The organism is Kluyvera genomosp. 2 (assembly GCF_036759865.1).
GTDB lineage: Bacteria > Pseudomonadota > Gammaproteobacteria > Enterobacterales > Enterobacteriaceae > Kluyvera > Kluyvera ascorbata_B.
Genome location: NZ_JAPKIA010000023.1, coordinates 84,516 through 95,291, shown reverse-complemented (window position 1 = coordinate 95,291; position 10,776 = coordinate 84,516). Strand labels below are relative to the sequence as shown.

Genomic DNA, 10,776 nt, shown 5'->3' with positions numbered 1-10,776 from the left:
ATACCTGCCTGTCACGCAGGGGGTCGCGGGTTCGAGTCCCGTCCGTTCCGCCACTTATTCAACATTAAGCCTGCTAAATTAGCAGGCTTAATGATAAGAAAATTTAGGGGCGTAGCTCAGTTGGTAGAGCACCGGTCTCCAAAACCGGGTGTCGCGAGTTCGAGTCTCTCCGCCCCTGCCATATATAATCCTTTGCTTAGGCAAAGGATTTTTTTTGCCAAAAATTCACCTTCCTGACGGGCCCATCGTTCTCCCCCGGGCCACCTATTCAGTCTTTACTTAAAATACATTGGTTTTCAATATGTCGCGAATTTGCGCCTGTTTGTCGCTATTTTGCAGCCATATCGCATATAAAGGTCGTAGAATGGCCGTACCATCGGTAACGGGATAGAGATCGTTCTGCTCCTGTGCCCACGACACGGGCAACCAGGTGCAACCTTTTAACGGTAATAGCTGGAGTCGGGCCAGGCTTGCCGAACTGGTGGTCAGCAGCGGGATATCGTCACTGCTAATTAGCCCTGCTTCGTGCTGCTGGAAATCTGCGCCCCACTCCAGACGCAGGTAGTTCAGATCTGCCCTGGTTGTCTCTGGCGTTGCACAGTACAGCTCAAGTGCAAAATGTCCCAGCAGCTGGCTGCTGAATTCATCCATTTTTGGCGCTTCGGTGGTCAGTAACAGATCGAGCTGGCGCTCGTGTAGCTGTTTAACCAGCGACTGGCGTTGGGCGATCCGCGCTTCAAACTGTAGCGTACCGTCGGCCTGATAAAGCCGGGATAGCCAAGCGTTAAGCATACACTCCCATAGCGAAGCGCTAGCACCAATGGAAAACTCATTGTGCCGCGAGGTGTTAGCCACTTCCTTACGCGCGGCCTGCCACGTGCTCATCAGCGTTTCTGCGTAGGGAAGGAGTTTTTCTCCCGCCGCGGTCAAACGAATATTATTGCGATGGCGGGTAAACAGATTGACCCCAAGCTGATTTTCTAACTGACGGATTCGAAAGCTCACCGCAGATTGTGTCAGATAGAGCGCTTCTGCGGCTCGCCCGAAGTGGCGAGTTCTGCTCACTTCGAGGAAAGTTTTCAGCAATTCGGTATCCACAGCTTTCTCCGCAAAATTTTTTGTCGTAATGATTTAAATCTTTTGTTTTACACTCTGTCAAGCGTATCTAATACTCCGCGCCATAAATAGCTCGGCCAAAGAATTAGGAGCGTGTAGGATGGCGGAAAGCTTTACGACGACTAATCGTTTTTTCGATAATAAAAATTATCCGCGCGGGTTCTCTCGTCATGGTGATTTCACCATCAAAGAGGCGCAGCTGCTTGAGCGTTATGGCTTTGCCTTTAACGAACTCGATCTTGGCAAACGCGAGCCGGCAACCGAAGAAGAGCAGCAGTTTGTCTCGGTCTGCCGTGGTGAACGTGAGCCGGCAACGGATGCTGAACGCGTATGGACCAAGTATGTCACGCGCATCAAGCGTCCGAAGCGTTTCCACACCCTGTCCGGCGGTAAGCCGCAGGTGGAAGGCGCTGAAGACTACACTGACAGCGACGATTAATAAAAAAGGGGCCTGGGCCCCTTTTTTATTGTAGTAAAGTTTGAAGATGGGCGAGCATTCTGTCGATGCCGCGATAGCTCAACGCTTCCTGCAAATGATGTCTGGCAATATCCTCTGCCCCCTCCATATCCGCCAGCGTGCGCGAAACCTTTAACAGACGCTGCCAGGCGCGGATCGACAGCCCAAGCTGTGTCAACGTCTGCTCTAGCCACAGAGCGTCCGCTTCTACCAGCGCACAGTATTGCCGGATCTCGCTGCCGCTGAGCTGCGCATTTAGCTTCCCTTGTCGCGCATTCTGACGCTGCTGCACTGTGATGACCCGCTGTTGTACCGTCAGGCTGCTTTCCCCTACGCGGGCCGATTGGCTCAGTAAGCCCGGCGGCGGTAGCGGAATTTCCAGGGAGAGATCGAACCGGTCGAGAAACGGACCAGACAGCCGATTGAGGTAGCGCAGCGTCTGTTCTGGCGTGCAGCGGTTATGCTGCCCCTCATAGTGACCGGTAGGGCTAGGATTCATCGCAGCAATCAGTTGAAAGCGAGCAGGATAGGTAATTTTGGCCCGCGTACGTGAAATGTGGATTTTGCCAGACTCAATCGGCTCGCGCAGCGCATCCAGCACCCGGCGCTCAAATTCCGGTAGCTCATCGAGGAACAGAATCCCGTTGTGGGCCAGCGAAATCTCTCCCGGGGCGGGAATCGACCCGCCGCCAACCATAGCCGTCAGCGATGCGCTATGGTGAGGTGCACGAAAGGGGCGATGGCGCCATTCACGCTGAATGCGATAGGCATTTTCCAGACTGATAATTGCCGCGCTCTCAAGCGCCTCGCTGTCGCTAAGCGGCGGGAGTAGCCCGCGCAGACGGGTGGCAAGCATGGTTTTACCCGTACCAGGTGGGCCAACGAGCAGCAAATTGTGACCGCCCGACGCGGTGATCTCCAGCGCCCGTTTCCCCTGCTGCTGGCCGATCACATCGCTTAAATCTTCGCAGCTGGCGGGGGCCATCATGCCCTCTGGTGGAGGCTGCCTGAGCGTTTGTTTTCCTTCAAGAAATGCGCAGACTTCAAGAAGGTGGCTGGCAATCAGGCAATCGCTGCCGCCAAGCAGGCCGACCAACGGCGCGTTATCCTCGGCAAGCACAATCTGGCGACCTGAATGTATGGCTTCCATCGCCGCCGATAGCGCCCCAGGAATACCGCGTAGCGCGCCCGTGAGCGCCAGTTCACCCACAAACTCATACTGCCCTAGTTTCTGGCTATTAAGCTGCTCAGAGGCCGCCAGAAGCGCAATAGCGATAGGTAAATCATATCGCCCTCCTTCTTTAGGAAGATCGGCCGGCGCGAGGTTAATGGTGATCTTCTTCGCCGGAAAGGTATAACCGCTGTTGATGATGGCGCTGCGAACCCGGTCGCGCGCCTCTTTGACGGTGGTTTCCGGCAGCCCGACCATGACCAGGCCCGGCAGACCCTGGCTGATATGCACTTCGATAGTAATCAGCGGTGCGCTGACGCCCAGCGCGGCGCGCGTATAGACAACGGATAGCGACATAATTCCTCCCTGAAGATCGCTATTATGTGCGATGCAGTCGTTCCATTAATCTGCTTAATTTGATTATTACGTGGCGTATTCCATAATTTTCACCGACATTCAGCGCATTTCATTAATTTTGGAATCGAGTCCGAATGTTGCTCATATGACGTCAACTTCGCCTCTGCTCAGTCGTTGCGTAGGGAGCAAAAGGTGAAATATTTTCATTTCATAAATTCTCTATATAAAACAAATTGTTTTCATTAAATCCTTAGCGCGGTAAGCAATGCCGTCATAAAAAAAACTTGTGCTTTTTGTGATGTCTGTGGTAACTCTGTAGGTATTCCTTCGAACAAGATGCAAGAACAGACAAAAATGAAAGCCCTTCTACGAGTGATTAGCCTGGTCGTGATTAGCGTGGTGGTGATTATTATCCCACCGTGCGGGGCTGCACTTGGACGAGGAAAGGCTTAGAAATCAAGCCTTAACGAACTAAGACCCCCGCACCGAAAGGTCCGGGGGTTTTTTTATGACCTAAAAACAATAACGGGAGGCAGAACGTGACACGTAGCATAAAATTCTGTTTCTCACGATCTACGGCGGGGAACTAACTATGAATGGCGCACAGTGGGTGGTACATGCGTTGCGAGCGCAGGGTGTTGAAACGGTATTTGGTTATCCTGGTGGAGCCATCATGCCGGTTTACGACGCACTGTATGACGGCGGCGTAGAGCACCTGCTGTGTCGACACGAACAGGGCGCGGCAATGGCGGCCATCGGCTATGCGCGTGCTACCGGTAAAACCGGCGTTTGCATCGCCACTTCCGGCCCGGGCGCAACCAACCTGATCACCGGTCTGGCCGATGCGTTACTCGATTCCGTGCCCGTTGTGGCCATCACCGGTCAGGTCGCCGCACCGTTAATCGGTACGGATGCTTTTCAGGAAGTGGACGTTCTCGGTTTGTCGCTGGCCTGCACCAAACACAGTTTCCTGGTGCAATCCCTGGAAGAGCTGCCGCGCGTAATGGCAGAGGCGTTCCAGGTGGCAAACTCAGGCCGTCCTGGCCCGGTTCTGGTCGACATTCCGAAGGACGTGCAGGTGGCACAGGGCGATCTGGAACCGTTCTTCTCCACCGTAGAAAGCGACGATGCTTTCCCTCACGCCGAAATGGCGCAGGCCCAGCAGATGCTGGCGCAGGCGCATAAACCGATGCTGTATGTCGGCGGCGGCGTGGGAATGGCGCAGGCGGTACCGGCGCTGCGCGAATTTATGGCCGTCACACAAATGCCAGCGACCTGTACCCTGAAGGGGCTGGGCGCAGTGCCAGCCGATTACCCGTTCTACCTCGGTATGTTGGGTATGCACGGTACCAAGGCGGCAAACCTGGCGGTACAGGAATGCGACCTGCTGATCGCCGTTGGTGCCCGCTTTGACGATCGCGTGACTGGCAAGCTGAATACCTTCGCGCCGCACGCCAGGGTTATCCATATGGATATCGATCCGGCGGAAATGAACAAGCTGCGCCAGACGCATGTGGCATTACAGGGCGACCTGAATGCGCTGCTGCCTGCGCTGCAACAGCCGCTGGCTATCGACGCATGGCGCCAGCACAACGCGGCGATGCGCGCCGAGCACGCCTGGCGTTACGACCATCCTGGTGAGGCAATCTACGCGCCGCTGCTGCTCAAGCAGCTGTCGGACCGTAAACCGGCCGATAGCGTGGTGACCACCGACGTTGGGCAGCACCAGATGTGGTCGGCTCAACATATGACCTACACCCGCCCGGAGAATTTCATCACTTCAAGCGGTTTAGGCACCATGGGCTTCGGTCTGCCGGCCGCCGTTGGCGCACAGGTGGCGCGACCTGACGACACGGTTATCTGTATCTCCGGTGACGGCTCCTTCATGATGAACGTGCAAGAGCTGGGCACCGTGAAACGTAAGCAGTTACCGCTGAAGATAGTCTTACTCGACAACCAGCGTTTAGGGATGGTTCGACAATGGCAGCAGCTGTTCTTCCAGGAACGTTACAGTGAAACCACCCTGACCGATAACCCCGATTTCCTCATGCTGGCCAGCGCCTTCGGCATCCCTGGTCAACACATCACCCGTAAAGACCAGGTTGAAGCGGCACTCGACACCATGCTGGCAAGCGAAGGCCCGTACCTGCTTCATGTCTCAATCGACGAACTTGAGAACGTCTGGCCTCTGGTGCCGCCTGGCGCCAGTAACTCACAAATGCTGGAGAAATTATCATGATGCAACATCAGGTCAACGTGCAGGCCCGCTTCAACCCGGAAACCTTAGAACGCGTGTTACGTGTGGTCCGTCATCGCGGTTTTCAGATTTGCTCGATGAATATGGAGGCGGCCAGCGATGCGCAGAATATAAATATCGAATTGACCGTTGCCAGCCCGCGGTCAGTCGACTTACTGTTTAGTCAATTAAATAAACTGGTGGACGTGGCTTCGGTTGCCGTTCAGCAGTGTACAAGCACATCACAACAACAGATTCGCGCCTGAGCGCAATAGGAAGAGAAATGACGACGAAAAAAGCGGATTACATCTGGTTCAACGGTGAGATGGTTCGTTGGGAAGACGCGAAGGTTCACGTGATGTCCCACGCGCTGCACTACGGTACCTCTGTATTCGAAGGCATCCGTTGCTACGACTCCCACAAAGGCCCGGTTGTTTTCCGCCACCGTGAGCACATGCAGCGCCTGCGTGATTCCGCCAAAATCTATCGCTTCCCGGTCTCTCAGAGCGTGGATGAACTGATGGAAGCCTGCCGCGCCGTACTGCGCAAAAATAATCTGACCAGCGCCTATATCCGTCCGCTGGTGTTTGTCGGCGATGTCGGTATGGGCGTTAACCCGCCGGACGGCTACAGCACCGACGTGATCATCGCGGCGTTCCCGTGGGGCGCCTATCTGGGCGCTGAAGCGCTGGATCAAGGGATCGATGCGATGGTTTCTTCCTGGAACCGCGCTGCGCCGAACACCATTCCAACTGCCGCGAAAGCAGGCGGCAACTACCTTTCCTCACTGTTGGTCGGTAGCGAAGCGCGCCGCCACGGCTATCAGGAAGGGATCGCGCTGGATGTGAACGGCTATCTGTCTGAAGGCGCGGGTGAAAACCTGTTTGAAGTGAAAGACGGCATTCTGTTTACGCCACCGTTTACCTCTTCGGCGCTGCCGGGTATTACCCGCGATGCGATCATCAAGCTGGCGAAGGATATCGGAATTGAAGTTCGCGAGCAGGTGCTGTCTCGTGAATCGCTGTACCTGGCGGATGAAGTCTTTATGTCCGGCACCGCCGCTGAAATCACCCCGGTGCGCAGCGTTGACGGTATCCAGGTCGGCGAAGGCCGCTGTGGCCCGGTCACTAAACGTATTCAGCAAGCATTCTTTGGCCTCTTTACCGGTGAAACCGAAGATAAATGGGGCTGGTTGGATCAGGTTAATCAATAAGATAAATAATGGGGCGGCACGCACCGCCTCATTAACGAGACAGAGACTGGGAGTACAAAAGCATGCCTAAATATCGTTCCGCCACTACCACTCACGGCCGCAATATGGCGGGCGCCCGCGCGCTGTGGCGCGCCACCGGGATGACGGATGCCGACTTCGGTAAGCCGATTATCGCCGTCGTGAACTCGTTTACCCAGTTCGTGCCGGGCCACGTTCACCTGCGCGACCTTGGTAAACTGGTTGCCGAGCAGATCGAAGCTGCCGGCGGCGTGGCTAAAGAATTCAATACCATTGCGGTGGATGACGGTATCGCCATGGGCCACGGGGGTATGCTTTATTCACTGCCGTCCCGCGAGCTGATTGCCGACTCCGTTGAGTACATGGTTAACGCCCACTGTGCCGATGCAATGGTCTGCATCTCGAACTGCGACAAAATCACCCCGGGGATGCTGATGGCCTCCCTGCGCCTGAATATTCCGGTGATCTTCGTTTCCGGCGGCCCGATGGAGGCCGGTAAAACCAAATTATCCGACAAAATCATCAAGCTCGACCTGGTCGATGCGATGATTCAGGGCGCGGATCCGAAAGTTTCCGACTCGCAGAGCGAGCAGGTTGAACGTTCCGCCTGCCCAACCTGCGGCTCCTGCTCCGGGATGTTTACCGCCAACTCGATGAACTGCCTGACCGAAGCGCTGGGACTGTCTCAGCCGGGCAACGGTTCGCTGCTGGCCACCCACGCTGACCGTAAAGAACTGTTCCTCACTGCAGGCCAGCGCATCGTTGAGCTGACCAAACGCTACTACGAACAGGATGATGCCTCCGCGCTGCCGCGCAACATCGCATGCAAAGCGGCATTCGAAAATGCCATGACGCTGGATATCGCCATGGGCGGTTCCACCAACACCGTTCTGCACCTGCTGGCAGCGGCGCAGGAAGCCGAAATCGACTTCACCATGAGCGATATCGACAAGCTGTCCCGCAAGGTTCCGCAGCTGTGTAAAGTGGCGCCAAGCACTCAGAAATACCATATGGAAGATGTGCACCGCGCCGGTGGCGTGCTGGGGATCCTCGGCGAACTGGACCGCGCCGGCCTGTTGAACCGTGACGTGAAAAACGTGCTCGGTCTGACCCTGCCGCAGACGCTGGAACAGTACGACATCACCGTTACCCAGAATGAAGCGGTGAAAAAAATGTTCCGTGCTGGCCCGGCGGGCATCCGTACCACCCAGGCGTTCTCGCAGGACTGCCGTTGGGACACGCTGGATGACGATCGCGCCAAAGGCTGCATCCGCTCGCTGGAACATGCCTACAGCAAAGACGGCGGTCTGGCGGTACTCTACGGTAATTTCGCGGAAAACGGCTGCATCGTGAAAACGGCGGGCGTGGATGACAGCATCCTCAAATTCACCGGCCCGGCAAAAGTGTACGAAAGCCAGGACGACGCGGTTGAGGCCATCCTCGGCGGCAAAGTGGTTGAAGGCGACGTTGTTGTCATTCGTTACGAAGGGCCGAAAGGTGGGCCGGGCATGCAGGAAATGCTCTACCCGACCACCTTCTTGAAATCCATGGGTCTCGGCAAAGCCTGTGCGTTGATCACCGACGGGCGTTTCTCCGGCGGCACATCCGGCCTGTCTATCGGCCACGTTTCCCCGGAAGCGGCCAGCGGCGGCAACATCGCGATCATTGAAGATGGCGACATGATTGCTATCGATATCCCGAACCGTGGCATTCAGCTGCAGCTGAGCGATGCGGAAATTGCCGCGCGTCGTGAAGCGCAGGAAGCTCGCGGTGACCAGGCGTGGACGCCGAAAAATCGTGAACGTCAGGTCTCCTTTGCCCTTCGCGCTTATGCCAGCCTGGCAACCAGCGCCGACAAAGGTGCGGTACGCGATAAATCGAAACTGGGGGGTTAATCACCATGGCGGAATCTCAGCCCCTATCCGGCACCCCTGAGGGTGCCGAGTATCTCAGAGCGGTGCTGCGCGCACCGGTCTACGAAGCCGTGCAGGTCACGCCGCTGGAGAAAATGGACAAACTCTCTTCGCGGCTTGATAACGTAATTCTGGTCAAGCGTGAAGACCGTCAGCCTGTGCACAGCTTTAAGCTGCGCGGTGCTTACGCGATGATGGCAGGACTGACGGCGGAACAGAAGGCGCACGGCGTGATTACCGCGTCTGCGGGTAACCATGCGCAGGGCGTAGCGTTTTCTTCCGCTCGTCTGGGCCTGAAGTCGCTGATCGTTATGCCGGTGGCCACTGCCGATATCAAAGTCGATGCCGTGCGCGGTTTCGGCGGTGAGGTGCTGCTGCACGGTGCCAACTTTGATGAAGCCAAAGCGAAAGCGATTGAACTGGCGCAGCAGCAGGGCTTCACCTGGGTGCCGCCTTTCGATCACCCGATGGTGATTGCCGGGCAGGGCACGCTGGCGCTTGAACTGCTGCAGCAGGATGCCCACCTCGATCGCGTGTTTGTCCCGGTGGGCGGCGGCGGGCTGGCGGCGGGCGTTGCGGTGCTGATCAAACAGCTGATGCCGCAGATCAAAGTGATCGCCGTGGAAGCAGAAGATTCGGCCTGCCTGAAGGCGGCGCTGGACGCGGGGCATCCGGTGGATCTGCCGCGCGTGGGTCTGTTTGCGGAAGGCGTGGCGGTGAAGCGTATTGGCGATGAAACCTTCCGCCTGTGTCAGGAATACCTCGACGACATCATTACCGTTGATAGCGATGCTATCTGCGCGGCGATGAAAGACCTCTTCGAAGATGTCCGTGCGGTAGCCGAGCCTTCCGGGGCGCTGGCGCTGGCGGGGATGAAGAAATACATCGCCCAGCACAATATTCGCGGTGAACGTCTGGCGCACGTGTTGTCCGGTGCGAACGTTAACTTCCACGGTCTGCGCTATGTCTCCGAACGTTGCGAGCTGGGGGAACAACGTGAAGCCTTGCTGGCGGTGACCATCCCGGAAGAGAAGGGAAGTTTCCTTAAATTCTGCCAGCTGTTGGGTGGCCGTTCGGTAACGGAGTTTAACTACCGCTTTGCCGATGCCAAAGACGCCTGCATTTTTGTCGGCGTACGCCTGAGCCGTGGTCTGGAAGAGCGCAAGGAAATCCTTAGCTTGCTGCACGATGGTGGCTACAGCGTGGTGGACCTGTCCGACGACGAAATGGCGAAGCTGCACGTGCGGTATATGGTTGGCGGTCGTCCCTCCAAACCACTGAAGGAGAGATTGTTCAGCTTCGAGTTTCCGGAATCGCCGGGGGCACTGCTGAAGTTCCTCTACACGCTGGGCACGCACTGGAATATCTCACTGTTCCACTATCGTAGCCATGGTACCGACTACGGACGCGTGCTGGCCGCCTTTGAGCTGGGCGACAATGAGCCGGACTTTGAAACCCGACTCAATGAACTGGGCTATGAGTGTCACGACGAGACAAATAACCCGGCATTCCGCTTCTTCCTGGCGGGCTAATAGCTGCTTAACAGGAGATAACCTGCCAGGGTTATCTCCTTTTTTCTGCTTTATTTATCGTGACCTGCCGAATTATTTTTCTGTCAACGCATCCTATCCATAAAAATGTGACCTAATTCATAATAAAAAGCTCACCGCGTTGCGCCAGCCTGCGCACATCTTTTGGGAGCAATATTTGTCGCTCGCTGACTACACCTGAATTAACATTGGCTGTAGTTAATTCTTAGTGGTTGGAGAGGATATTCGGATGAGAACGGATATAATTGATGCCCCGAATGAAAGTGCGCAAGGATGTGAATATTTTACGTCTCAGCTCACATTTCTGGATAAACACTATAATAATTCCACAGACTTTTTTTCTTCGATATTTTTGCTGCTGAAAGAGCAAGGCTACGTCCGGGACTCTTTTCTTGACGCCATCATCGCCCGTGAAAAGGCGTACCCTACCGCGCTGCCCACGCTGCCGGTGGCTCTTGCGCTTCCTCATACCGATCCTCAGCACGTTATTCACCCCTTCATCTCCGTAACACGGTTGTCTACGCCTATTGCATGGCAGGAAATGGGCAATGATGACAACACGCTTTATGTTCATTTTATTGTTTTACTAGGTTTTGTTGACCACAGCAGCCACCTGACAGCGCTGCAAAAGCTTATGGACTGCCTTGCGGATGAAGAGGTCGTTCAGGCCCTACGCGAAATAGACGATGTAGAAACCTTTCTCTGTACCCTCACATCAAGACTGCAATTAGATAAGGATTTATAA

The 10,776-nt window shown here is 55.7% G+C and carries 10 protein-coding genes and 1 tRNA gene; 9 read left to right on the top strand and 2 right to left on the bottom strand.

Going from position 1 to position 10,776, the window contains the following annotated elements; genetic code table 11:
• Positions 1-105 precede the first annotated feature (105 nt).
• Positions 106-181 (top strand) — tRNA-Trp (locus V6942_RS21580).
• A gap of 98 nt (positions 182-279) precedes the next feature.
• Here V6942_RS21580 and hdfR read toward each other — a convergent pair.
• Positions 280-1,098, bottom strand: coding sequence for an HTH-type transcriptional regulator HdfR (gene hdfR, locus V6942_RS21575; RefSeq protein ID WP_106929765.1), 819 nt, complete (start codon positions 1,096-1,098; stop codon positions 280-282).
• A 118-nt stretch (positions 1,099-1,216) separates the two neighbouring features.
• Between hdfR and V6942_RS21570 the strand changes: the two genes are divergently transcribed.
• Positions 1,217-1,555: a DUF413 domain-containing protein gene (locus tag V6942_RS21570; protein WP_064549235.1), complete on the top strand. Its 339-nt coding sequence runs from the start codon at positions 1,217-1,219 to the stop codon at positions 1,553-1,555.
• Between the two features lie 25 nt (positions 1,556-1,580).
• On the opposite strand, the gene V6942_RS21565 is transcribed toward V6942_RS21570, so the two are convergent.
• Positions 1,581-3,101, bottom strand: a complete 1,521-nt coding sequence (locus V6942_RS21565; protein ID WP_333501787.1) for a YifB family Mg chelatase-like AAA ATPase — start codon at positions 3,099-3,101, stop codon at positions 1,581-1,583.
• A 354-nt stretch (positions 3,102-3,455) separates the two neighbouring features.
• Between V6942_RS21565 and ilvL the strand changes: the two genes are divergently transcribed.
• The 7 genes from ilvL to V6942_RS21530 all read left to right on the top strand — a co-directional run bounded on the left by ilvL (position 3,456) and on the right by V6942_RS21530 (position 10,776).
• Positions 3,456-3,554, top strand: coding sequence for an ilv operon leader peptide (gene ilvL / locus V6942_RS21560; RefSeq protein ID WP_015966468.1), 99 nt, complete (start codon positions 3,456-3,458; stop codon positions 3,552-3,554).
• Between the two features lie 139 nt (positions 3,555-3,693).
• On the top strand, positions 3,694-5,340 hold the full coding sequence (gene ilvG, locus V6942_RS21555) for an acetolactate synthase 2 catalytic subunit (RefSeq protein ID WP_106929767.1): 1,647 nt from the start codon (positions 3,694-3,696) through the stop codon (positions 5,338-5,340).
• A complete protein-coding gene (gene ilvM / locus V6942_RS21550; protein WP_106929769.1) occupies positions 5,337-5,603 on the top strand; it encodes an acetolactate synthase 2 small subunit in 267 nt (88 codons plus the stop codon). The genes ilvG and ilvM overlap by 4 nt, the downstream gene beginning before the upstream one ends.
• 17 nt (positions 5,604-5,620) lie before the next feature.
• Positions 5,621-6,550 (top strand): branched-chain amino acid transaminase, encoded by a 930-nt coding sequence (locus V6942_RS21545; protein ID WP_106929772.1) that lies wholly within the window; start codon positions 5,621-5,623, stop codon positions 6,548-6,550.
• Between the two features lie 62 nt (positions 6,551-6,612).
• The gene (ilvD, locus tag V6942_RS21540) at positions 6,613-8,463 is read left to right on the top strand and encodes a dihydroxy-acid dehydratase (RefSeq protein ID WP_333501786.1); all 1,851 of its coding nucleotides are present in this window, start codon (positions 6,613-6,615) and stop codon (positions 8,461-8,463) included.
• Between the two features lie 5 nt (positions 8,464-8,468).
• On the top strand, positions 8,469-10,013 hold the full coding sequence (ilvA, locus tag V6942_RS21535; RefSeq protein ID WP_106929775.1) for a threonine ammonia-lyase, biosynthetic: 1,545 nt from the start codon (positions 8,469-8,471) through the stop codon (positions 10,011-10,013).
• A 247-nt stretch (positions 10,014-10,260) separates the two neighbouring features.
• A complete protein-coding gene (locus tag V6942_RS21530) occupies positions 10,261-10,776 on the top strand; it encodes a PTS sugar transporter subunit IIA (RefSeq protein WP_106929777.1) in 516 nt (171 codons plus the stop codon).